Origin of the sequence: Aggregatibacter actinomycetemcomitans, assembly GCF_003130205.1 — a bacterium.
In the GTDB taxonomy this organism is placed as follows: domain Bacteria; phylum Pseudomonadota; class Gammaproteobacteria; order Enterobacterales; family Pasteurellaceae; genus Aggregatibacter; species Aggregatibacter actinomycetemcomitans_A.
On the sequence record NZ_NRDF01000001.1, the window covers coordinates 52,903 to 75,364 of the forward strand.

At 46.1% G+C, this 22,462-nt stretch carries 21 protein-coding genes, 1 tRNA gene and 1 CRISPR repeat array; of the genes, 11 read left to right on the plus strand and 11 right to left on the minus strand.

What is annotated here, in order from left to right; translation table 11 throughout:
* Nucleotides 1-24: 24 nt before the first annotated feature.
* Nucleotides 25-531: an endonuclease SmrB gene (smrB, locus tag DK423_RS00280; RefSeq protein ID WP_005556454.1), complete on the plus strand. Its 507-nt coding sequence runs from the start codon at nt 25-27 to the stop codon at nt 529-531.
* Here the strand turns inward: smrB and yccS are convergent.
* The 4 genes from yccS to DK423_RS00300 all read right to left on the minus strand — a co-directional run bounded on the left by yccS (nt 528) and on the right by DK423_RS00300 (nt 4,352).
* On the minus strand, nt 528-2,669 hold the full coding sequence (gene yccS / locus DK423_RS00285) for a YccS family putative transporter (protein ID WP_061885894.1): 2,142 nt from the start codon (nt 2,667-2,669) through the stop codon (nt 528-530). The genes smrB and yccS overlap by 4 nt on opposite strands.
* 8 nt (nt 2,670-2,677) lie before the next feature.
* Nucleotides 2,678-3,151, minus strand: coding sequence for a YccF domain-containing protein (locus DK423_RS00290; RefSeq protein WP_005556456.1), 474 nt, complete (start codon nt 3,149-3,151; stop codon nt 2,678-2,680).
* A complete protein-coding gene (mgsA, locus tag DK423_RS00295; protein WP_005556457.1) occupies nt 3,151-3,609 on the minus strand; it encodes a methylglyoxal synthase in 459 nt (152 codons plus the stop codon). The genes DK423_RS00290 and mgsA overlap by 1 nt, the downstream gene beginning before the upstream one ends.
* 62 nt (nt 3,610-3,671) lie before the next feature.
* Nucleotides 3,672-4,352, minus strand: a complete 681-nt coding sequence (locus DK423_RS00300) for a curli polymerization inhibitor CsgI-related protein (protein ID WP_005556458.1) — start codon at nt 4,350-4,352, stop codon at nt 3,672-3,674.
* Nucleotides 4,353-4,496: 144 nt separating this feature from the next.
* Between DK423_RS00300 and DK423_RS00305 the strand changes: the two genes are divergently transcribed.
* Complete coding sequence (locus DK423_RS00305) at nt 4,497-4,769, plus strand: acylphosphatase (protein ID WP_005556459.1); 273 nt, start codon at nt 4,497-4,499, stop codon at nt 4,767-4,769.
* Here the strand turns inward: DK423_RS00305 and afeD are convergent.
* The 6 genes from afeD to DK423_RS00335 form a co-directional block, all read right to left on the minus strand.
* Nucleotides 4,744-5,592 (minus strand): iron ABC transporter permease subunit AfeD, encoded by an 849-nt coding sequence (gene afeD, locus DK423_RS00310; protein ID WP_005556460.1) that lies wholly within the window; start codon nt 5,590-5,592, stop codon nt 4,744-4,746. The genes DK423_RS00305 and afeD overlap by 26 nt on opposite strands.
* Complete coding sequence (gene afeC, locus DK423_RS00315) at nt 5,589-6,446, minus strand: iron ABC transporter permease subunit AfeC (protein WP_005540332.1); 858 nt, start codon at nt 6,444-6,446, stop codon at nt 5,589-5,591. The genes afeD and afeC overlap by 4 nt, the downstream gene beginning before the upstream one ends.
* Nucleotides 6,446-7,336, minus strand: a complete 891-nt coding sequence (afeB, locus tag DK423_RS00320; protein WP_005556461.1) for an ironABC transporter ATP-binding protein AfeB — start codon at nt 7,334-7,336, stop codon at nt 6,446-6,448. The genes afeC and afeB overlap by 1 nt, the downstream gene beginning before the upstream one ends.
* On the minus strand, nt 7,336-8,217 hold the full coding sequence (gene afeA / locus DK423_RS00325) for an iron ABC transporter substrate-binding protein AfeA (protein ID WP_005556463.1): 882 nt from the start codon (nt 8,215-8,217) through the stop codon (nt 7,336-7,338). The genes afeB and afeA overlap by 1 nt, the downstream gene beginning before the upstream one ends.
* A 96-nt stretch (nt 8,218-8,313) precedes the next feature.
* Nucleotides 8,314-8,643: a TusE/DsrC/DsvC family sulfur relay protein gene (locus DK423_RS00330; RefSeq protein WP_005556465.1), complete on the minus strand. Its 330-nt coding sequence runs from the start codon at nt 8,641-8,643 to the stop codon at nt 8,314-8,316.
* Nucleotides 8,644-8,729: 86 nt separating this feature from the next.
* Nucleotides 8,730-9,392 carry a Bax inhibitor-1 family protein gene (locus DK423_RS00335; RefSeq protein WP_032996613.1) on the minus strand — a complete coding sequence of 221 codons (663 nt, stop codon included), beginning with the start codon at nt 9,390-9,392 and terminating at the stop codon, nt 8,730-8,732.
* 454 nt (nt 9,393-9,846) lie between these two features.
* Between DK423_RS00335 and DK423_RS00340 the strand changes: the two genes are divergently transcribed.
* The 8 genes from DK423_RS00340 to DK423_RS10985 all read left to right on the plus strand — a co-directional run bounded on the left by DK423_RS00340 (nt 9,847) and on the right by DK423_RS10985 (nt 18,807).
* The gene (locus DK423_RS00340; protein WP_005556469.1) at nt 9,847-10,125 is read left to right on the plus strand and encodes a hypothetical protein; all 279 of its coding nucleotides are present in this window, start codon (nt 9,847-9,849) and stop codon (nt 10,123-10,125) included.
* Between the two features lie 93 nt (nt 10,126-10,218).
* Nucleotides 10,219-10,815, plus strand: coding sequence for a type III DNA modification methylase (locus DK423_RS11555; RefSeq protein WP_325048005.1), 597 nt, complete (start codon nt 10,219-10,221; stop codon nt 10,813-10,815).
* A gap of 171 nt (nt 10,816-10,986) precedes the next feature.
* Nucleotides 10,987-13,701, plus strand: coding sequence for a DEAD/DEAH box helicase (locus tag DK423_RS00350; RefSeq protein WP_061886734.1), 2,715 nt, complete (start codon nt 10,987-10,989; stop codon nt 13,699-13,701).
* A gap of 114 nt (nt 13,702-13,815) precedes the next feature.
* Nucleotides 13,816-14,490, plus strand: coding sequence for a type I-C CRISPR-associated protein Cas5c (gene cas5c, locus DK423_RS00355; protein WP_005556486.1), 675 nt, complete (start codon nt 13,816-13,818; stop codon nt 14,488-14,490).
* A complete protein-coding gene (gene cas8c, locus DK423_RS00360; RefSeq protein ID WP_061885970.1) occupies nt 14,487-16,265 on the plus strand; it encodes a type I-C CRISPR-associated protein Cas8c/Csd1 in 1,779 nt (592 codons plus the stop codon). Before cas5c ends, cas8c begins: the two co-directional genes overlap by 4 nt.
* A 12-nt stretch (nt 16,266-16,277) precedes the next feature.
* The gene (gene cas7c / locus DK423_RS00365; protein WP_005556491.1) at nt 16,278-17,144 is read left to right on the plus strand and encodes a type I-C CRISPR-associated protein Cas7/Csd2; all 867 of its coding nucleotides are present in this window, start codon (nt 16,278-16,280) and stop codon (nt 17,142-17,144) included.
* Nucleotides 17,145-17,236: 92 nt separating this feature from the next.
* Nucleotides 17,237-17,827 (plus strand): O-methyltransferase, encoded by a 591-nt coding sequence (locus DK423_RS00370; protein WP_005556493.1) that lies wholly within the window; start codon nt 17,237-17,239, stop codon nt 17,825-17,827.
* A gap of 431 nt (nt 17,828-18,258) precedes the next feature.
* A CRISPR array of direct repeats spans nt 18,259-18,623; the repeat unit is 33 nt; unit sequence AGCGGCCATCTTCGGGTGACTGTGTGTTGAAAC.
* 113 nt (nt 18,624-18,736) lie between these two features.
* Nucleotides 18,737-18,807 (plus strand) — tRNA-Val (locus DK423_RS10985).
* A gap of 157 nt (nt 18,808-18,964) precedes the next feature.
* Here the strand turns inward: DK423_RS10985 and metE are convergent.
* On the minus strand, nt 18,965-21,238 hold the full coding sequence (metE, locus tag DK423_RS00375) for a 5-methyltetrahydropteroyltriglutamate--homocysteine S-methyltransferase (protein ID WP_005556496.1): 2,274 nt from the start codon (nt 21,236-21,238) through the stop codon (nt 18,965-18,967).
* A gap of 289 nt (nt 21,239-21,527) precedes the next feature.
* On the opposite strand from metE, the gene DK423_RS00380 reads away from it, so the two are divergent.
* Nucleotides 21,528-22,460 carry a LysR family transcriptional regulator gene (locus tag DK423_RS00380; protein WP_005556500.1) on the plus strand — a complete coding sequence of 311 codons (933 nt, stop codon included), beginning with the start codon at nt 21,528-21,530 and terminating at the stop codon, nt 22,458-22,460.
* Nucleotides 22,461-22,462 lie beyond the last annotated feature (2 nt).

Here is a 22,462-nt window from a genome sequence, read left to right on the forward strand (position 1 = left end):
ACCATATTTGAGAGAGGAAACGAAATGTTAGATGATGAAGCGATTTCGCTGTTCCGTGCCGAAATGAAAGGCGTCAAGCCGTTAAAGCAGGACAGATTCGTGCCGCCGCGCGCTACTAAGAAGAAAAGTCAGATGGCGGTCAAAGAGGCGCGCGAGCAGCAGGACACATTGTTTTATTTTTCCGATGAATACGAACCCTTGTTGAACGATGAAAGTGCGGTCAAATATTTACGTGAAAATGAGGATTCCCATTTGCTTAAACAATTGCGGCGCGGGGATTTTTCGCCGGAGATTTTTTTGGATTTGCACGGCTTAACCCGCGAGCAGGCGAAGTTGGAATTGGCGGCGTTGATTCAAGCCTGTGAGAAAGAGCATATTTACTGCGCAAGTATTATGACCGGTTACGGCACTTACACCTTAAAACGGCAAATCCCGCGCTGGTTGGTGCAGCATCCGAAAGTGCGCGCGCTACATCAAGCCCCGAAAGCGTGGGGCGGTGATGCGGCAATTTTGATTTTAATCGACGTTTAAACAGTTTTTTGAAATGCACCGTAAAGGGATGGCAGAATTTGGCTGATCATGCTTAACTGTTGAATCGGAATGTTAAATTGTACTTGTTCTGGTTGGGCGTTAGTACTTAGATTGGCTTGCACCTGTTTTAAACGTAATTCAATGTTCTCGTGCAGCTTTTCAAAAATATCCGGTGGCAGTTTTTCCAGATGTTCCAAAATATAAATAATCTTTTTCGCCGCCGGATAAAATTCCGCTAAAAATACCGCGCTTTGCTGTATTTTTTTCATTTTGCTGCGGTACGCGCCGAGCGCTGAAATATAACTGAGCAGCGAATAATTGATTTTTAACAGTTCAAATCCTGTTTGCAAATGCGCCTGATATTTCTTCGGTTCATGATTCATGTTGGAAATAGTGGCACTTAGTGCCGTCGCATATTCGTGGGCGTAACGGCGCACGATACGGTATTTCAGATTATCCCCTTTGCCGAATTGCAGCTGGCTGACCACATAAAGCAAATATTGTGCATCGCTTTTTACTGCCTGTCGGCTCACTTTATCCAGTTGTAAATATTTCCAGTCCGGCCACAAATAAGACACCGCAAACCAAGAAATCGTGGCACCGATGAGGGTATCAATGACCCGTGAATAAAGTGCCTGTTCCACATCAAACCCCATGACATCAAAACTGAAAATCACCTGTAGGGTAATAAAAAAGGTGGAGAAACTGTAATTATTGGTACGGAAAAAGAAGAACAGGGTGCTGGTCAGCACAATTAAGCCCAGTTGCAATTCCAGTGTCGGGTTGGTGTATGGCAATAATGAACCGATAACTACGCCGAGAATTGTGCCGATAATCCGTTGTTTGAGGCGCAATTTGGTGGCAGTATAGTTCGGCTGGCAGACGAACACGGCGGTGAGCAAAACCCAATAACCGCGATCCAACGGTAAAAATTCGCCGATCACGCAACAAACAAACACCACAATAGACAGACGCACCGCATGGCGGAAGAGCTGGGATGCAAAACTGCAATGACTACGAATCGCCAACAGGATATTTTTTAACCCGGTGATTTGCTCCGTGTAAATTTGCGCCCGTTCCGTTTGTTCCATATTGCCCGCTTCCTGATCAATGTGGCGTAGCTGATAATCCACGCTTTTCAGATTGTCCAACAAGGTTTGCAGATTGAGTAGCGTCTCGCTTTCTTCCCCGTGAGCGGTGCTGTAAAACTCAAAAGATTGGTTCAAACCGTTAATGGCTTTTTCCACCCGCGTGTCATAGTGATAGGTTTTATTACGCTGTAAACTTAAAGCAATGTTGCGGCAGGCTTGGGCTTGCAGTTCCAATAAACGTTGAATGCGGAAAATTAAATCGGTGTTTTTTAAATGTTCCGCTAGTTTTTGATAATCAAAGTGGCTGGAACTGATACGCTCGTGAATGTCCTGTGCGGCAAAATAATAACGAATCATTTTGGTGGTGCGGCTGTGGCGATGTTGCCCGCTAATACGGTAAAAAAGTGCGGTGCGGGAATCGTTGAAAGCGTTGGTGAGTTCGCTGTTTTTCATCGCTATGGCAATGTGTTTATTTTCGATTTGATCGATTTCATCGGGATCGAAAAACATGGATTTGGCATCCAGATAATTGGCTAATGCCAAAAAGGATTTGGCAACGCTTTCCTGCACCGGGCGATTGGGGAAAAATAGATGCACGCACAGGGTGGTGACGCTATAAAGCAGTGTACCGCAGAGGATCATCAGCGGGTTGATATACCAAAGGGTATCGGGCAAATAGGCCAGCGTGGTGTATAACGCCACCACCAAGGTGCCGAAGGCTATGGTACTGTAACGCTGTCCCAAAGCGCCGATCATGGTAAAAGCAAAGGTCATGAGCGTCATTAACAGCATAAATTGCAGGTTATGCCCAATGCTCAGTTGCACACTCAGGGTTGAAACGGAGAAAGCGAGCAGGGTGTAAAATACGTTTTTAATACGACCGGTTAAACGGTTATCCAAGTCCACTAAGCCGCCGGCGATAATGCCTAGCACCAAAGGCATACTTTGTTCGGAGATATTAAAATACCAAATTGCCAGCACTGCGAGGTTTACGGCGATAAAAATCGGAATAGACGCAATAACTTTGGCGTTAAACCAGCGATTCATATTTAACCTTATTTATAAAACTGCTTATATTGTTGTTCGGTGAATTGTTGGCGGATTAAGGCGACGGTGTCTTTCGGCAACACGCGTTGCCCCACCGGATATAAAGCGATGGCGGCGATTTTGAAATGCGCCAAGCCGGTCGGAATACCGACGATGGTCAGGCATTGGGAGATGCCGCAAAACACATTGCCGAGGCAAAGCCACCAGCCGAACAGAATGAACCAGGCAATGTTAAGCACGGATCCGATGGAATTTTCCACCGCACTTTTCGGTTCCAGATATTTAACGTGAATAATGTCGTTACCGAAAGGCACGAGTGTCATTTTGGTGATTTCCCAACAACTGCGGGTGTATGGCAAAGTGACGATTAAAATGGCGCTCATCACAGTGGCAAAAAGCCATGCCAAGGTGACGGCGAAGCCACCCAGAACAAAATTCAGAATATTTAAAACGAGAGCAAGTGTTGCATTATTTCCGTTCATTATTTCAGTCGCTCGGTTAAATAGCCTTGGTAATCGGGAATGCGAATATCGGCAGTTTCATTAAACAACGGCGAGGTGACCAAAAAGTCTGCGCTGGCGATATTCATGGCTACCGGGATATTCCACACCGTTGCAATACGCATTAAGGCTTTGACGTCCGGATCATGGGGTACGGCATTCATCGGATCCCAGAAGAAAATCATTAAATCAATTTTGTTTTCGGCGATCAATCCGCCCAGTTGCTGATCGCCGCCCATCGGACCGCTCAGCAGACTATTTACTGCCAAGCCTGTTTCCCGATGAATCAGATTGCCGGTCGTGCCCGTGCCGTACAAAGTGTGATTTGCCAATAAAGTGCGGTGGTTTTTACACCAGTTTATGAGATCCTGTTTACAGTGATCATGTGCCACTAAGGCGACATGTTTATTTTTAGGTAGCGCACGATAAGTGGTTTGCATCAGCTCTCCTTAAACAAAAAGTGAGCGGAAGGCTCACTTTTCAAATTTATCTGGAATTAATCTTATTTTTGTTTTTCCACCCAATTAATAAAACGGGTTTGCGTTTCTTTGTCGGCTTGTTGATACCAGTATTGGAGCATTTGCTCGGCAACATTCTCGCCTTGTAAGGTGACTTTGCCTTTCGCCACTTTACCTGTGGCCGCACCACCGGCTACCACGGCGGCGGTCGGCGCGGCAGTTGAAGCCGTTGCGGTTGCAAAGGCAGGCACGGCTGCTACTGCACCGGAAGCGTTGTATTCACCTAAATCTTTAATCAGGCTAACGCTTGGGAAGAAACCTTCTTGTTTTAAGTATTCTTGTTGGGTTTGTATGTTCGCGCCGGAAGCGGTTTTTACGCTGATCACCGGGACTTTTTTAAAGGCATTGAAAGCACGTTCGTTGGATAATTTCGGGGCGGAAATGACGATGTCTTGTGTTGAACCTTGAAAGGTAACGACAATTGGATCGGTTTCAAGTAAGGCGCTGTCTGAACTGGTTTTTATAATCTCGGATACGCGCACTACCACTTGGTGCTTTTGGGTGTCATTAATATTGAAACTGTGGGCTTCCTTTAATAAGGATTTTGAAGTTTTTTGACCGTCAATGGCGAGGAAATCGATGTTGGATGAACTGGTGATCATACCTGCAAAGCTGGCGGTACTGGCTAAAAGTGCTGTAGCTAATGCAGCTAAACGAAATTTCATATTTGCTCCTGTTTTGAGTAAAATTAAGTGACATTTTATAGCATAAAGCGTTGGCTGTATGCTATTCCAAATTAGCGGAAATGAAAATAGAAAATTGTATTTAATGGCTGGTTTTTTGTTTTTATTCAATTTTAGGAGACGAAAATGCTGAAAAAACGTTTTTTGGTTTATGGTTGCGTGCAGGGTGTCGGCTTCCGTTATTTCACTTGGCAGCAGGCGACAAAAATCGGCGTGACGGGCTTTGTACGCAACCTTGCCGATGGCCCCGTGGAAGTGGTGGCCATCGGCTCTGAGGCGCAAATTCAGGCATTAAGCGACTGGCTGCATCATGGTCCGCGCACGGCGACGGTGCAACAGGTTTTTGCAGAAGATTATCTCAGCAGTAAAATATTTACGACGTTTCAAGTGTTGCATTAAAACGCAGGCGGATTTTGCTGTAAATAAGTGCGGTCAAAAATTCGGTCGCTTGTAGCAAGATAATGCAAGGACCGGTCGCGCCGTCGATATAATAGCTGATGATCGTGCCTAAAATGCTGGTGCTGACTGAAGTCATTAGGGCAATGGCGATCATATAATCAAATCGCTTGGTTAAAATAAAGGCAGTAATACCTGGTGAAATGAGCATGGCGACCACTAAAATAACCCCTACTACCTGCATGGCGCTAATGATGGTTAAGGCAAGTAAAATCAATAAGCTGTAATGTAGCAGACGCGGCGATAAACCAACAATTTTGGTTTGGTTGGGATCGAAACAATAAAGTAGGAAATCTTTTAGACGGAGGAAGATGACAAGAAAAATCAGCGCCGTCATAAAGAAGGTTTGCCAAACCTCGGCATCACTGACACCAAGTAAATTACCGAATAAAATATGGGTTAAATGTTGCTCTGTTTCAATTTTGGTAAACAACACAATCCCTAAGGCAAACATACCTGAAAATACAATACCCATTGCGGTATCTTCTTTAATTCGGCTGTTTTCTTTTAAATAGCCTACACTAATAGAACAAACCAAGCCCGCGATAAAAGCACCGATACTTAACGGTAATCCCAACCAGAATGCGACCACAATTCCCGGTAACACGGCGTGTGAAATGGCATCTCCCATTAACGACCAGCCTTTTAACACTAAATAGCAGGACAGCATTGCACAAATAACGGACACCAACAGCGCGGTAATTAACGCGTTTTGCATGAAAGGGTAGCTGAAAGGTTCGGTAATCCAAAGATAAATGGCGTTCATTTTTGCACCTCTTCTTGTGCGATGGGTTTATGTTGATGGAGCAAGCCGTATTTCGGTGAAAAAATGAATGCCAACAAGAAAAGTGCGGTCTGAATACAAACAATAACGCCGCCTGTTGCGCCGTCTAAGAAATAGCTTATATAAACGCCTACGGAACTGGAGGAAATGCCTAAAACTACCGCAATAAGGACCAAGGTTTTAAAACGATCGGTGAGCAGGTAAGCGGTGGCACCCGGAGTGATAACCATGGCGATAACCAAAATGGCACCGACGGTTTGTAACGCGGCGACCACGCAGGCACTGAGCAAAGTGAAAAATAGGATTTTGTAGTAAATCGGTGAAAAGCCAACGGAAGTAGCGTGCACTTCATCAAAGAAAATCAGCAAAAGGTCTTTCCAAAAGATCAGCAGTAACACTAAACAAACGCCGATGATAATGCCGACTTGCAGAATATCTTCATCGGCAATGCCCAGAATGTTGCCTAAGATAATGTCTTGTACGTTAATCGACGTCGGGTTAAGGGAAATAATTAGTAGGCCAAGGGCAAAGAACGTGGTAAAAATAAAGCCGATGACTGCGTCTTCACGGAGTTTGGTAATGGATTTAATCCAAAGAATGGCGATGGCGGCGAGGATACCGGAAAAAAATGCGCCAAGCGCGTAGGGCAGGGAGAGGGCATAAGCAATGGCAACGCCGGGTACGACGGAATGGGAAAGGGCATCACCAATCAGTGACCAGCCTTTCAGCATTAAATAAGCGGATAAAAACGCACAAATGCCGCCCACCGCTGAGCTGATTAAAATGGCTTTCACCATGTAATCGTAGGAGAAGGGTTCTAATAACAGGTCCCACATTATGCGTCTTCCCTCGGTTTGGTATATCTGACAGTAGGTGCCGGCGGATCGATTTTAGTTTTACCATAGAATACCGCTGCCCGTTCATCATCGGTTAATACTGTAACGGCGCGTGGATCCTCGTCATCATGCAAGTCTTCGCCCAAGAGTTTAATGTGCCGCAAGACACCGCCAAAGACCAATTCCAGGTTGTGTTGGTTAAAAGTAGTTTCGGTCAAACCTGCAGCAATTACCGTGCGGTTAATCATCACCACGCGATCACAAAAATCCGGTACGGAACCTAAATTGTGTGTGGAAACCAGAATTAAATGCCCTTCACTGCGTAACTGACCTAATAAATCAATAATGGCGTTCTCTGTTTGCACATCTACGCCGGTGAAAGGTTCGTCCAATAAAATAATCTTACTTTGTTGTGCGAGCGCGCGGGCAAGAAATGCCCGTTTTTTTTGTCCACCGGAAAGCTCGCCGATTTGGCGATGGGCAAGGTGTTCAATGTTCACCCTTTGCATGGCTTCCTGCACCTTTTGCTTGTCCGTTTCACTCGGACGGCGCAGGAAGTTCATGTAACCATAGCGCCCCATCAGCACCACATCGTAAACAGAGACCGGAAATTGCCAGTCCACGTCTTCCGATTGTGGCACATAAGACACTAAATTTTGTTTTAAGGCTTGTTTAATTGTGAGATTGCAAAGAGAAATACTACCTCGTTGCGGTGTAATTAACCCCATCAGACTTTTAAACAGAGTTGACTTACCGCTCCCGTTTACGCCGACCAAAGCGCAGGTCGTACCACCTTCTAGTTTAAAAGAAACATCATGAATGGCGGTATGACCATTGTTGTAACGAACGACTACGTCTTCAACGCAAATAGAGGCAATATTTGATGACATTATTTTTCAAATCCTTTAGCAATGGTAGAAACAGTCACTTTTAACAAATCAATATAAGTCGGCACAGGACCCTTGGCACCGGAAAGAGAGTCAACATAAAGTACGCCACCGTATTTTGCACCGGTTTCTTTTGCTACTTGTTTTGCCGGTTTCGGGGAGATGGTACTTTCACTGAATACGACCGGAATATTGTTAGCTTTGACGGTTTCAATTACTTTGCGTACTTGTTGTGGCGTGCCTTGTTGCTCAGCGTTAATCGGCCACAAATAAGCCTCTTTAAAACCGTAATCACGTGCTAAATAACTGAATGCGCCTTCACTAGTCACCAACCAACGCTGTGCTTCCGGCACTTGTGCTAATTTTTCACGCAACGGTTGATCAAGTTCTTTGATTTTCTTGATATAAAGTGCGGCATTTTTTTCGTATGTTTCTTTATTTTGCGGATCGTATTTGATCAACGCATTTTTAATATTTTCAACATAGATTAACGCATTGGAAGGCGACATCCAGGCATGCGGGTTCGGGTTGCCGGTGTACGGGCCTTCATGAATTGACATAGGTTCAATGCCTTCGGTTACAACAACCGCCGGTTTATCTTTTACATTTTGGAAGAATTTTTCAAACCAACGCTCAAGGTTCAAACCATTCCATAACACTAAATCGGCAGATTGTGCCTTGACAATATCTTTCGGGGTCGGCTCGTAATCGTGGATTTCTGCTCCGGGCTTGGTGATGGATTCTACGGTTGCAGCATCACCGGCGACATTTTGTGCCATATCCTGAATAATCGTGAACGTAGTGACAACTTTAAATTTCGCATAAGCTAGACTACTGCTTAAACTTAACACAAGTATGCTGACTAATGTGGCTAATAAACGCATATTTTTTCTCCTTGGCTTTTTAATTATAAAATAACAACATAAGTTGCACGGGCATTATATTCTTTCTATTTTTAAATGCAAATGATTCTCAAAAAATTATAGACATTTTGCCGGCTTGGGGAGGCCTGCCAGCTTAGCTGTCTGTTTTGCCGGACCATCGGGAAATAAACGTTGCAAATAACGGCTATTGCCTTTATCTTGTCCCAGTTTTTGTGCTGTGGCTTTGACCAACATACGAATGGCGGGAGAGGTTTTATATTCTTGATAGAAATTGCGTACAAAATGGATAATTTCCCAATGGGCATCTGTTAATTCCAAGTTTTCTAACTTTGCAATTGCCAATGCAACATCAGGATTCCATTCATTTATATTCAATAAATATCCCGATGCATCGGTTTCAATGCGTTTGTTATTGACTTCAAGCATCGTTAAAACCTCATCATTTATATGGATTTGATTATATAAAAAACGCCCCGGAAAAGGGGCGCTGAATTTATCTATTAAATTAATAATTAATCTCTGGAAGAGAAGAATGAAAGTAAGTTTAACAAGCTGATAAATAAGTTATAGATTGATACGAATAAACTTACTGTGGCACGGATATAGTTGGTTTCACCGCCGTGAATGATGTTGCTGGTTTCATACAAAATTCCCATGGTGGAGAAGATCACGAACAACGCGCTGATGCCCACATAAAGTGCCGGGAATTGGAAGAAGAAACTGGCGATCATGCCAAGTAACAACACCACGAATAAGGCTAAAATGGTGCCGGATAAGAAAGACATGTCTTTTTTCGTGGTCAATACGTATGCGGAACACGCAAAGAATGTCGCTGCAGTACCCGCCAATGCCAACACGATGGCGTCACCCAAGCCTGCACTCACATACGCATTTAAAATCGGTCCGACGGTATAACCCAAGAAGCCGGTAAACGCGAACGTGGACAAAATCCCCAACGCACTGTTTGCTAACGCATTGGTTAAGAAAAGTAAACCGTAGAAACCCACAAGCATCAGAATTAACCCCGGTCTAGGTAAATTCATCGCCATGGAAACATAGGCCACCACAGCAGAAAATGCTAACGTTAAAGCCAGTAGGAAATAAGTGTTACGCAACACTTTATGTGTGCTCAGCAACGATTCTTCCTGCGTGCTAACAATAATACGAGATTGCATAAAAGCTCCTTTAATTAAAGAAAATAACAGGTTAAAACCTTTGTGTAAGGTAAGGGTTGAGAAGGGAAAAGTCAATTCTTGGCGGTAAATATTTTTCATGGGCACGCCTACAGCGGGAAAAGTGCGGTCCAAAAAATAGGTGTTTTTATGTTTCAAGTAAGAAGATAAATAAATTTAATAATTTCAGTAAATTAAATAATTTTTGCTATTGACTATGAAATTCCGCCGATTAAATTATTCAGAAAAATGAATGACAATAATGCCATCTGCTTATCCGAAGAACATATTTGGTATTAAAACCTAAGGGAAACTATCATGTCTTGTTTAGGAAATGATCCTTATTATGTCAATTCTCCTGTTATGAACCTTAGCGTTCGCTACTTTAATTAGTGCTGTTTTTTATCAAATTAAACTATTGCCTACTGTTTCGGAATAATAGAAAACCACGCAGCTATTGACTATCCTGTTCGGCAGTGACAATGAAACCCTTATCGACCGCCTGCACCACGCCGACCACATCGGCGGACTGCTGCGCAAACTCCAACCCTACACCGTCCAAATCCCCGAAAAAGCCCTTGGCGTGTTGTATCAGGTAGGACGGATTGAACCGATAAACAAAGCTGTTTTCGGAGAGCAGTTCTACGCGTTGATCGGGATGGATTTGTATGACGATGTGGCGGGTTTGAGTTGGGGGAATACGGAGTTTTTGAAGGGGGAGAGTTTAGTGTTTTAGACAACTTATAATTTTTAGAAAAAATTTGCTTTTACATTTCAAAGCGCATATCATCAACCAGATTTAAAAACATATTCGGAGAAAACCAAGATCATGCTTCATCACCAGCTTACTCCTCATCAAACCCAATATTACGCCTGGCTGCTTACTCGTCAAGCCGAGAGGAGCAACGTTGAATCGTTGGCAAGCACCTTAGTCGATGCCCAAGTCGATTTGAATCCGCACCAAGTGGATGCAGCTTTGTTTGCCTGCCAAAATCCCCTATCAAAGGGCGTGATTTTGGCGGATGAAGTGGGCTTAGGCAAACACGGCTATTCCAGTGAAAACGATTTTATCTATGTAACCACGCAAACCCTGACCGCCGAACAGCTTCAAGCCTTGTCGGAAGAAGTGGGCGCCAGCCGCAGCCTTCTGATTTGCTGCTCCGCTTGGCGCGGGATTACAGTGGAAAAAGCTGCAGAGCGTTTCCCGAATCTTTCCTTAAAAAAAATCCCGAAAATGATTCTGGCTCGCTGCGAATGGGGACACGACGATTACAGCCTGAACGTCGCCAACCTGCCGATGGCGGAAAACGAGCCTGAAGAGAATCCAAGGTCGTCTGAAAACAAACCCGCCGCTAAAACAAAGGCAAAAAAAGCCAAAAGTGCGGTGGAAAATCAGGGCGGATTGTTTGACGGGGAGGACGCGTAATGCACGGACAATGCGTAGGGTGGGCTTCAGCCCACTAATCCGAAACCTTATTGGTGCAGCAGGCTGCTGCACTAATAGGAAGTTACTCGAAATTTTCGAATAACTGCCTACTCAATAATAAAGCAGTAATTAAGTCATCCTTAATCACTGGCACGAAAAAGAGATAAAACCATGAGCATTAGAACTCAAAACTACATCAACGGGCGTTTGTCTTTGCGCGTACCGCAAGTGGAGAGCTTGGCAAGATTGAAACAGGCACTGGATGCTGCGCCGGAAATGGCACAAAAAGAACGCGATGTGGCGGCAGTGTTAAATACTTTAAAAGCCGAATTTCCGACCTTGCAGGATTTTGAACGCGATTTTCCATCTTTGTGTTTTGCCTTGGCAACGGGCGTGGGCAAAACCCGTCTGATGGGGGCGTTTATTGCTTATCTGCATTTAGCACATGGGATTAACAATTTTTTTGTCCTTGCGCCGAATTTGACTATTTACAATAAATTGATTGCAGATTTCACGCCCAATACGCCGAAATATGTGTTCAAAGGCATCAGCGAGTTTGCGGTTACGTCGCCGAAATTGATTACCGGTGATAACTATGAAAGCCAAAATTTGAGTATGGGGATGGATAATCTTTTCGGCGAGATTACCATCAACGTCTTCAACATTTCCAAAATCAATTCCGAAGTGCGCGGCGGTAAAGAGCCTAAAATCAAACGGATGCGCGAAGTGTTGGGGGACAGTTATTTCAATTATTTATCTAACCTGCCCGATTTGGTGCTATTGATGGACGAATCACACCGCTATCGGGCGCAGGCGGGGATGCGGGCGATTAATGAATTAAATCCGCTGTTCGGCTTGGAATTGACCGCCACGCCTTTTGTGGAATCCACCAAAGAGCCGATTCCGTTTAAAAACGTGATTGTGGATTATCCGCTGGCGCGGGCGATGGCAGGCGGTTTTGTGAAAATGCCGGCGGCGGTTACGCAGCGCGATTTCGATGCGAAAAACTATACGCCCGAAGAAATTGAAAAAATCAAACTAGAAGACGGCGTGCGCGTGCATGAAAACACCAAAGTGGAGCTTTTGACTTATGCACGGGAAAATAATGCCGCCGTTGTAAAACCTTTTATGCTGGTCATCGCCCGCGACACTACGCACGCGGCGCAGCTTTTGACATTGCTGGAATCGGACGCGTTTTATAACGGACGTTATAAAGGCAAAGTGATTCAGGTGGATTCGAGCAAATCGGGCAAAGACGAAGAGGAAATGATTGAACGGCTTTTGGCGGTGGAAAGCGTAGATGAGCCGACGGAAATCGTCATCCATGTCAATATGCTCAAAGAAGGTTGGGACGTTACCAATCTTTATACGATTGTGCCGCTGCGCGCTGCCAATGCCAGAACGCTGATCGAGCAATCCATCGGACGCGGTTTGCGCCTGCCTTATGGAAAACGTATGGGCGTGGAAGTAGTCGATAGGCTCAATATCGTCGCCCATGACCGTTTTCAGGAAATCATCGACGAAGCCAATAAGGGCGATTCGGTATTGAAGTTGCAGCAAGTGATTTTGGATGCGCCGAGTGCGGACGATAAGAAAGTGAGCGTGCAAGTTGTGAGCCAAATGGAAACTTCGTTGGGTTTGGTGAATACGTCGTCTGAAAATCCGGAAGAGAGCCTGTTGCAAACCCAAGCTTCGGCGGATTATCAACCTGTCTTTCAAACCGAAAACGAAAAACGCATTGCCCGCGCGGTCATGGAAACCGCCGCCAAATACGCCGCCCGTCCAAGTGAAGCGCCGGCTTCCCAAGCGTTATTGAGCGATGAAATCCGCCAAAAAATCATCAAGGAAGTTCAGACGACCTTATTGTCTGTGCAAGGTGAACTGCTGACGGATAATGAGGTGGATATGGCACAAATCGTCGCCAAAACAACTGAAATCATGGTTTCGCAGACCATCGATATTCCGCGCATTACCGTTGTGCCAAGCGGCGAAGTCAGCGCCGGTTTTCACCCGTTTAAACTGGACGTAAGCAGCCTGCACCTGCAACCGGGCGCACGCGAAATCACCATTCATAATCTGCATACCAACGAACAAAGCAGCCTTTCTGCCGAATTGGGTTTGAAGGAAAAGCGCCCCGAAGACTATATCGTGTTTGCACTGATTGATTTTGAGGATATTGATTATCTTACTCAAGCCGATCTGCTTTACGACTTGGCGGGGCAGATGGTGGCATATTTGCATAGTTATTTGTCGGAAAGCGAAGCGTTGGAAGTATTGGATAAAGACCGTCGTTTGATTGCCAAAGAAATTCACGCCCAAATGCAGGCGCATTTTGAGGAGACCGCCACCGCTTACGAAGTCCGTGTCAGTCAAGGATTCAGCACACTCAAACCGTGCAATTACACGGTAAGCGCCGACGAACCTGTGCATTCGGTGCGTCAAACGCCAAAGGATGTCGGCAAAATCAAACAAATGCTGTTCGGCGGATTTGCCAAATGTCTGTATCCGTTTCAAAAATTTGATTCCGACACCGAACGCCGCGTTGCCGTGATTTTGGAGAGCGACGCACAAAAATGGTTTAAACCCGCACAAGGGCAATTTTTGATTTATTGGAAATCGGGCTTGGATTCAAAAGAATATGTGCCTGATTTTGTAGTCGAAACCGAAGAGGGCATTTGGCTTGCCGAAACCAAAGCACGCAATGATTTGAGCAGCCCGGAAGTGCTGGCAAAAGCCGAAGCCGCCGTGAAGTGGTGCCAACACGCTTCCGATTATGCTTTGCAACATGGCGGCAAAGCGTGGCGTTATGTCTTGATTCCGCATGACGAAGTCAGCAAAGCGAAAAGACTGGCGGATTTTTTAAGGTTTGAGAAAAAGGTTGTCTGAAAACGGTTCGCACCCGTAAAGTGCGTGGATTGAAACTAAAATTGATAGGTTAACAGTAAACCTGCCCGCCCCTTCTCCCTGAAGGGGCGTGTGTACAACCAAAAGGAGAACCAAATGAACCGAATCCGCCTGCACATTTGGGGCGATTATGCCTGTTTTACCCGTCCGGAGATGAAGGTGGAGCGGGTGTCTTATGATGTGATCACGCCGTCTGCCGCGCGTGGGATTTTGGCGGCGGTGCATTGGAAACCGGCAATTCGCTGGGTGATTGACAGGATTTATGTGTTGAAGCCGATTCGCTTTGAGTCAGTGCGGCGCAATGAATTGGGCGGCAAGATTTCGGCGGGTAAGGTCGGTGGGGCGATGAAGCGCAAGAGCGTTGCCGATTTATACACGCTGATTGAGGAAGACCGCCAACAGCGTGCGGCAACGGTGTTGAAAGACGTGGCGTATGTGATTGAGGCGCGCGCGGTGCTGACGGCGAAAGCGGGTGCGGATGAGACCGTTACCAAGCATATTGAGATGTTCAAACGCCGCGCTAAGAAAGGGCAGTGTTTCCAGCAGCCTTGTATGGGCGTACGCGAGTTTCCCGCTGATTTTGCCTTTATTGACGAAGGCGAGCTGCTGCCCGAATCGGCGTTATCGGCAGACGAACGCCACCGCGATTTGGGCTGGATGCTGCACGATATTGATTTCGACCACGGCAACACGCCGCGTTTTTTCCGTGCGGAAATGAAAGACGGCGTGATTGATGTGCCGCCGTTTCACGCCGAGGAGGTGAAAGCATGATTCTTGCCTCTCTTGCCCGCTATTACTACCGCTTGGCGGCAGAAAATGATGAAGTCGGCAATCCGAAAGTGCCGCCTTACGGGTTTAGCGAAGAGAAAATCGGCTGGATTTTGGTGTTGGATAAGGAAGGTCGTCTGAAAACCGCTGTGCCGCATCTGACCGCCGATAAAAAGCCGCAGCCGAAATTGATGAGCGTGCCGCGTCCCGAAAAACGCACGTCGGGCGTGAAGCCGAATTTCCTGTGGGACAAAACCGCCTACACACTGGGCGTGGAAGCCAATAAAAACAAAGCCGAGGCGAAGGAAGAGCCGTTTACATCGTCTGAAAAAACTTTCGCCGCCTTCCAACAATATCATCTCGAATTGCTGCAAAACAGCGAAGACGAAGGCTTGCAAGCCTTATTTCTGTTTTTGCAAAACTGGCTACCTGAAAATTTTGCCGCAGCCAATCTTCCCTCTGAAATACTTGATGCCAACATCGCATTTTCTCTCGAAAAACCGACCGCACTTATCCATAAACGCGACGCCGCGCAAATCTTGTGGGCAGGCCGTCTGAAAAGCGACGAAGCTGTTGAGGGCTTGTGTCTGATCAGCGGCGAAAACGCCCCGATTGCGCGGCTGCATCCGGCGATTAAAGGCGTGTTCGGCGGGCAGAGTTCCGGCGGTTCGATTATCTCCTTCAACCAAGAAGCCTTTGCCTCTTTTGGCAAGGAACAAGGCGCGAACGCCCCCGTGTCCGAGCAATCCGCCTTCGCCTACACCACCGCGCTGAACTATCTGCTGCGCCGCGAAAACGGACACTGCCTGACCATCGGCGACGCCAGCACCGTCTTTTGGGTGGAAGCCGCCAACAACGCTACCGCCCAAGCCGCCGAAGGATTCTTCGCGCAAGTGTTCACCCCGCCCGACGACAAGCAGGAAAGCACCAAAATTTTCAATGTGCTGGAACAAATCGCCAAAGGCAGACCGTTGCGAGACATCGCCCCCGAACTCTCGCCCGACACCCGTTTTTATATCTTGGGGCTGGCGCCGAACGCCGCACGAATTTCTATCCGCTTTTGGCTGGATACGACTTTCGGACAGTTGGCGGGGAATTTGGCGCAACACTGGCAGGATTTGGCGATTGAACCGAGAGCATGGAAAACGCCGCCGTCGATTTGGCGCTTGCTGTTACAAACGGCGGTTTTAGGCAAAAGCGAAAACATCTCGCCCATTTTGGCTGGCGAAATGACCCGCGCCGTTATCTGCGGCACGCCGTATCCATTGAGCCTGCTGTCCCAACTGATTGCCCGAGTCCGTGCCGACGGCGATGTGAACGGCTTGCGCGTGGCTATGATGAAAGCCGTGTTGCAGCGGCGTTTTAGAAAAGGTTTGATTAAAGAGGAGATTCCGATGAGTTTAAACACCGAAAGTGAAAACAATGCCTATCTGCTGGGACGGTTGTTTGCCGTGTTGGAGCGCATCCAATATCAGGCGTTGGGCGATTTGAATGCCGGCATTGCCGACCGCTATTACGGCTCCGCCTCCGCCGTGCCGTTTTCCGTCTTCCCGCGCCTGCTGTCCGGCGCCAAACACCATTTGTCGCGCCTACGTAAAGACAAAGGTGGCGCTGCGGTGAATCGGGAAAAAGAGTTGGGCGAAATTATCGCCAAACTGCTGGAAACCTTCCCGCGCCATTTGAGCATTGAAGAACAGGGCAGGTTCGCCATCGGCTATTACCACCAGAAACAAAGTTATTTTGCCGAAAAAGAATCCGCCGAAACCATTGAAAACTAAGGAGACCTGAAAATGACTGCCATCCAAAACCGCTATGAATTTGTTTACTTTTTCGATGTAACCAACGGCAACCCCAACGGCGACCCCGACGCGGGCAATATGCCGCGCCTCGATCCCGAATCCAGCAAAGGATTGGTTACCGATGTCTGCCTGAAACGCAAAATCCGTAATTTCATCGAAATCAGCGCGGAAAATCAGCCCGGCTATGAAATCTACGTCAAAGAAAAAAGCGTGCTGAATCTGCAAAACAAACGTGCTTATGAAGCCTTGGGTATCGAATCCGAAGCCAAAAAACTGCCGAAAGACGAAGCCAAAGCCCGCGAGATCACCGCCTGGATGTGTAAAAACTTCTTCGATATCCGCACTTTCGGCGCGGTGATGACCACCGAAGTGAACAGCGGGCAAGTGCGCGGCGCCGTGCAACTGGCGTTCGCCCAATCCATCGACCCCATCGTGCCTCTGGAAATTTCCATCACCCGCATGGCGGTAACCAATGAAAAAGATTTGGAAAAAGAACGCACGATGGGACGTAAATACATCGTCCCTTACGCCCTCTACCGAGTCCACGGCTTCATTTCCGCCAACCTCGCCACCAAAACCGGTTTTTCAGACGACGATTTGGCAAAACTCTGGCGAGCCCTGCAATTGATGTTCGAACACGACCGCTCCGCCGCCCGTGGCGAAATGGCAGCGCGCAAACTGATCGTCTTCAAACACGACAACTCCTTCGGCAGCCAGCCTGCACACAAACTGTTTGATGCCGTGAAAGTCGAACGCGTCAACGGCGAATCGGGAACACCCGCAAGTAGCTTCGGCGACTACAAAATCAGCGTGCATTCAGACGACCTCAAAGGCGTTAGTGTTGAAGAATATTTGTAAAAACGTTTGAAAAAAACAACCGCACTTTTAGTTAGCACCCGCAGTGCAAAAGGGAGTAACACCTAATTCCTTAAATTAAAAAAGGAAATAGTATGAACAAACAGAGAAAAGACTATATCGCCAACCTATATCAAACCTATCATAATGCTGATATTGAGCAACCCGACCGATTGAACCGTTGGTGCAGTATCGAGCCCGAATCGGCTGAATTTTTAGCTTTCTTAGTGCTTGCCAAACAAGCAAAAAAATTGTTGGAAATCGGTACATCAGGCGGTTATTCCAGCTTGTGGCTGGCAGATGCCGCAGAACAAACCAGCGGACATTTGATCACTTTGGAAATTGAAAAGGAGCGTCGGCAAACGGCATTGAAACATCTTACAACAACAAGATTATCTGATGTAGCGACCGCATTATGTACTGATGCGGGTACATTTTTACAAAATAGCCAGGACAGTTATGACTTTATTTTTCTGGATGCTGAGCGCCCCGCTTACCCCGTGTATTGGACGTATTTAAAAACGTGCTTGCAAGCTCCGGGCAGTGTATTGGTGGTGGATAACGTGTTATCCCATGCCGAGCAGGTGCAGGATTTTATTGCTTTGATCAATGCCGACAATGATTTTGAACAGACTGTATTGCCCATTGGTGCAGGGCTACTGTTAGTCGTAAAAAATAACCGTTAACTGTAGATTGGGTTGCGACGTTCTGTTTAATTCAACTTACAAATGCTTTTAGTCACTCCGAAAACCGATTGGTTAAAAACAAAAAGTGCGGTCAAAATCCAAGTCGTTTTTAAAATATACGGAAACTGCAATATATTCCCTGCATTATTCCATCAGGCACATTTTTATTTGGGGAATTTTGTTGGTGCTATCTTTTTTAATAGTATTAACGGCGTACCTTCAGCGATGTGCTTGTTATTCAGTTCGCTAGCCCATGCTTCTCATCAAATTCCTGCAAGCTAGCGATCCTTATTTTCTTTAACAATTTGCAATAGTTAATTCATTTGTATAACGATGACATGCTCGTTATACTTATTCCACTCTCTATTTTGAAATAAGTTAGCGAAAGACAGTAAGTAATCTACTGATTTTTCTTGTTTTTTCATATAGGTAGCGGCCATCTTCGGGTGACTGTGTGTTGAAACTCCTCTAGTTTTAACTGCTCTTTCAACTTTTCGAGCGGCCATCTTCGGGTGACTGTGTGTTGAAACATTACCTGCACCAATCGATTTATTAGTAGTAATAGCGGCCATCTTCGGGTGGCTGTGTGTTGAAACATCCCACGTCTGCGCAATATATTTTGAGCAATATGCGGCCATCTTCGGATGACTGTGTGTTGAAACAAAAACGGTGATGATAAATGCGCCGTTTTGCCTGAGCGGCCATCTTCGGGTGACTGTGTGTTGAAACAATGACTTTGAATTGTTTTGCAGATCTAGGCAAAAGCGGCCATCTTCGGGTGACTGTGTGTTGAAACAGATGGTGTACTAAACCTGATGTAATGCTAGTATGCAGCCACCCTCGGGTGACTATGTGCTGAAATTACTTGGTATACGCTTTTTATGAGCATTTAATCGGTTAAAAATATATGAGCTTGTTGCCTAATGGTAGGGCGGCGTTTAACAAAACGCTCTGTGCGAGTTTGATACTCGCCAAGCTCACTATTTATTGCCCTGCACAATTTTATGTAATCCTTTCTCAATTTTATTCAACATACGGGTAATCTCCAAAAAAACACCTCTAAAATCGACCGCACTTTTCCCCATAAATAAAAAAGCTGAATCTCTCTCGAAATCCAGCTTTTCTTTTACCTATTTATTACGCTAATTCAGTGCGTAATTTTTTCGTGACGTCAACCATGACTTTCAGTTGTTCTAGGGTTTCTTTCCAGCCGCGGGTTTTAAGTCCACAGTCTGGATTTACCCATAAACGCTCTTTTGGCACCACTTGTAACGCTTTACGGAGTAAGTGTTCGATTTCGGCGGCGGTTGGGACGCGTGGGCTATGGATGTCGTACACGCCCGGGCCTATGTCGTTCGGGTATTTGAAATCGCCAAATGCCGTTAACAATTCCATGTCGGAACGGGAGGTTTCAATGGTAATCACATCTGCATCCAAGCCTGCGATTGCCGGTAAAATGTCGTTAAATTCGGAGTAACACATGTGTGTATGAATTTGCGTGTCATCTTGGCAACCCATTGAACTTAAACGGAATGCTTCGCCCGCCCATTGTAAATAAGCGTCCCAGTCGGCGCGTTTGAGCGGTAAGCCTTCGCGGATTGCCGGTTCGTCGATTTGAATCACTTTAATGCCGGCTTTTTCCAAATCCAACACTTCATCAGAAAGTGCCACGGCGATTTGTTTACATACGATTGCACGCGGAGTATCGTTGCGCACGAAAGACCATTGTAAAATCGTTACCGGACCGGTCAACATGCCTTTCATCACTTTTTTCGTTAAGCTTTGGGCATATTGCGACCAGCGTACTGTCATTGGTTCAGGACGAACCACATCGCCATAAATCACCGGTGGTTTTACACAACGGGAGCCATAGCTTTGCACCCAACCGAATTTGGTGAAGGCAAAACCGTCTAATAATTCGCCGAAATATTCCACCATGTCGTTACGTTCCGCTTCGCCGTGAACCAACACGTCTAAATCCAATTTTTCTTGTTCACGCACCACCAATTCGATTTCTTTTTTCATTGCCGCTTCATAATCCGCAAGAGATAATGAGCCTTTTTTGAAGGCTGCACGCGCATGTCGAATTCCGGTGGTTTGCGGGAAAGAACCGATATTCGTGGTTGGCAATAGAGGCAGTTTTAACCACGCATTTTGTAATTTGATACGTTCCGCAAACGGGGATTTACGTTGATCCGCGCCTTTTGGCAAGTTCGCCAGACGTTCCGCCACTTCAGGACGATGAATATCTTTTGACGTTGCACGAGCATCCGCGGCAGCTTGGCTGGCATCGAGTTCCGCTTGTACTGCGGCTCTGCCTTGCTCAAGTGCGGTCTTAATCACACGTAATTCTTGGATTTTTTGCAAGCAGAAAGCAAGCCAGTTATAAAGTTCCGGTTTGTTTGCCTGTAACTGGGTTTCTACGGATAAATCGTAAGGGGTGTGCAGCAGAGAACAGCTTGGCGCAATCCACAAACGATCGCCCAGTTTGGCTTTTAATGGTTCTACCACGTCCAACACTTGGTTTAGGTTCGCACGCCAAATGTTACGACCATCAATCACGCCCACCGACAAAATTTTGTCGTAATCAGCGAAAGCAGAAAGTTGTTCAGGCGCACGCACTAAATCAATGTGTAAACCCGCAACCGGCAAGGCTTTTAATAATGCCGCGTGTTCCGCGACAGAACCGAAATAAGTGGCTAACAATAATTTTGCGTTCACTTGTGCGCTTAATGTGGCGTACACGTCTTTATAAGCAGTAACCAATTCTGCCGGCAAATCGACGGTTAAAGCCGGTTCGTCAATTTGAATATAATCTACGCCTTCTGCCGCCAATGCGTTTAAGATTTCCACATAAACCGGCACGAGTTTGTTTAATAAATCAAAGCGATTAAATGCCGAACCTTTTTCTTTGCCTAACCACAAGAACGTTAACGGACCGACAATAGTAGGTTTAACGTTCAAGCCAAGGGCTTTGGCTTCGCGAATTTGTTGCACGTAATGCGCCGGATTGGCTTTGAATTGGGTATCCGCGTGAAATTCAGGCACAAGATAATGATAGTTGGTGTCAAACCATTTGGTCATTTCAATGGCGAATTGGTCTTTGTTACCACGCGCCAGTTGGAAATATTGGTCAAGGGTTAAATGTTGGCTGTCGAAGCCGAAACGTGCAGGAATCGATCCTGTTGCCACTTGTAAATCTAAAATGTGATCGTAGAAGGTGAAATCCGCCACAGCTACATAATCAGCATTTGCCGCCGCTTGGTGTTTCCAGTTAATTTCGCGCAAGGCTTTGGCGATGTCTAATAAATCGGCTTCTGCGATTTCACCGCGCCAATAACGTTCTTGTGCAAATTTAAGTTCACGTTTTGCGCCCACGCGCGGAAAGCCGGATAAATGAAAAGTTGTCATATTAATTCCTCAATGTGTTAAATGATTTAGACGGCTAAACGTCTATACGTGGGTTAGAATGACGGAAACCGGGTTATTATGCAAATTAATAATTTTCTAAAAGTTTATGAAAGAAATTAATGATCCTGTGTCTTATTGGTTTGCGGTGGCAATCATAAAAAATGTTTTTAAAAACGACCGCACTTTTCATCGATTTCTTTGCTGATTTCTTCTATGCAACGTTAAAGTGCGGCGCGTTTTCGTGTATGATACGGCTTCATTCTTTTTCGAATTTAGATGAATCTTTCTCATGAAACCGATCTTCCTTGAACTCAGACATCTCAAAACCTTGCTTGCCCTGAAAGAAACCGGCAGCGTTTCCCTGGCGGCAAAGCGGGTTTATCTCACTCAATCGGCGCTGTCCCACCAAATTAAATTATTGGAAGAGCAATACGGCTTGCCGTTATTTGAGCGTAAAACCCAACCGTTGCATTTCACGGCGGCAGGGGAGCGTTTGATTCAGCTTGCCAATGAGATCCTGCCGAAAGTGATTGAAGCGGAGCGCGATTTGGCACGGGTGAAGCAGGGCGATGCGGGCGAGTTGCGGATTGCCGTGGAATGTCATACCTGCTTCGACTGGCTGATGCCGGCAATGGATTCTTTCCGTAAACACTGGCCTTTGGTGGAGCTGGATATTGTCTCCGGATTCCACACCGATGCCGTCGGTTTATTGCTGAACCACCGTGCCGATTGGGCGGTGGTGCAGGAAGTGGAAGAAAATCCGGGTGTTGTATATAAACCTTTGTTTTCGTATGAAATGGTCGGCTTGTGTGCAAAAGATCATCCCCTGGCGACGAAAGAGATTTGGCAGGCGGAAGATTTTACCGATCAAACTCTGATTACCTACTCTGTGCCAGACGATATGCTGGATTTATTGCGTAAAGTGCTACACCCGAAAGGCATTAACCCGACCCGTCGCACCAGTGAACTCACCATTGCGATTATTCAACTGGTGGCAAGTAAGCGTGGTGTGGCGGCATTGCCGTTTTGGGCGGCGAAGCCTTATTTGGATCGCGGTTATATTGTGGCGCGTAAAATCACCCATCAAGGTTTGCACAGTAATCTCTATGCAGCCTTTCGTGAAGCCGACGCGCATATTGCCTTTGTTGATGATTTTTATGAAACCGTTAAAGTACAAAGCTTTTCAACTTTACCTGAATTATCCATATTAGAAGAGAGCTAGCC

Coding starts and splice junctions, on each gene's coding strand:
- yccS (WP_061885894.1), bottom strand. CDS start 2,669: ATGAATCGCTGGTTTAACGCCAAAGTTATTGCGTCTATTCCGATTTTT.
- DK423_RS00350 (WP_061886734.1), top strand. CDS start 10,987: ATGAGCATTAGAACTCAAAACTACATCAACGGGCGTTTGTCTTTGCGC.
- cas8c (WP_061885970.1), top strand. CDS start 14,487: ATGATTCTTGCCTCTCTTGCCCGCTATTACTACCGCTTGGCGGCAGAA.
- DK423_RS00300 (WP_005556458.1), bottom strand. CDS start 4,352: ATGAAATTTCGTTTAGCTGCATTAGCTACAGCACTTTTAGCCAGTACC.
- metE (WP_005556496.1), bottom strand. CDS start 21,238: ATGACAACTTTTCATTTATCCGGCTTTCCGCGCGTGGGCGCAAAACGT.
- afeC (WP_005540332.1), bottom strand. CDS start 6,446: ATGTGGGACCTGTTATTAGAACCCTTCTCCTACGATTACATGGTGAAA.
- afeA (WP_005556463.1), bottom strand. CDS start 8,217: ATGCGTTTATTAGCCACATTAGTCAGCATACTTGTGTTAAGTTTAAGC.
- mgsA (WP_005556457.1), bottom strand. CDS start 3,609: ATGCAAACCACTTATCGTGCGCTACCTAAAAATAAACATGTCGCCTTA.
- afeB (WP_005556461.1), bottom strand. CDS start 7,336: ATGTCATCAAATATTGCCTCTATTTGCGTTGAAGACGTAGTCGTTCGT.
- DK423_RS00335 (WP_032996613.1), bottom strand. CDS start 9,392: ATGCAATCTCGTATTATTGTTAGCACGCAGGAAGAATCGTTGCTGAGC.
- DK423_RS00330 (WP_005556465.1), bottom strand. CDS start 8,643: ATGCTTGAAGTCAATAACAAACGCATTGAAACCGATGCATCGGGATAT.
- DK423_RS11555 (WP_325048005.1), top strand. CDS start 10,219: ATGCTTCATCACCAGCTTACTCCTCATCAAACCCAATATTACGCCTGG.
- DK423_RS00290 (WP_005556456.1), bottom strand. CDS start 3,151: ATGAACGGAAATAATGCAACACTTGCTCTCGTTTTAAATATTCTGAAT.
- DK423_RS00370 (WP_005556493.1), top strand. CDS start 17,237: ATGAACAAACAGAGAAAAGACTATATCGCCAACCTATATCAAACCTAT.
- cas7c (WP_005556491.1), top strand. CDS start 16,278: ATGACTGCCATCCAAAACCGCTATGAATTTGTTTACTTTTTCGATGTA.
- DK423_RS00305 (WP_005556459.1), top strand. CDS start 4,497: ATGCTGAAAAAACGTTTTTTGGTTTATGGTTGCGTGCAGGGTGTCGGC.
- smrB (WP_005556454.1), top strand. CDS start 25: ATGTTAGATGATGAAGCGATTTCGCTGTTCCGTGCCGAAATGAAAGGC.
- afeD (WP_005556460.1), bottom strand. CDS start 5,592: ATGAACGCCATTTATCTTTGGATTACCGAACCTTTCAGCTACCCTTTC.
- DK423_RS00380 (WP_005556500.1), top strand. CDS start 21,528: ATGAAACCGATCTTCCTTGAACTCAGACATCTCAAAACCTTGCTTGCC.
- cas5c (WP_005556486.1), top strand. CDS start 13,816: ATGAACCGAATCCGCCTGCACATTTGGGGCGATTATGCCTGTTTTACC.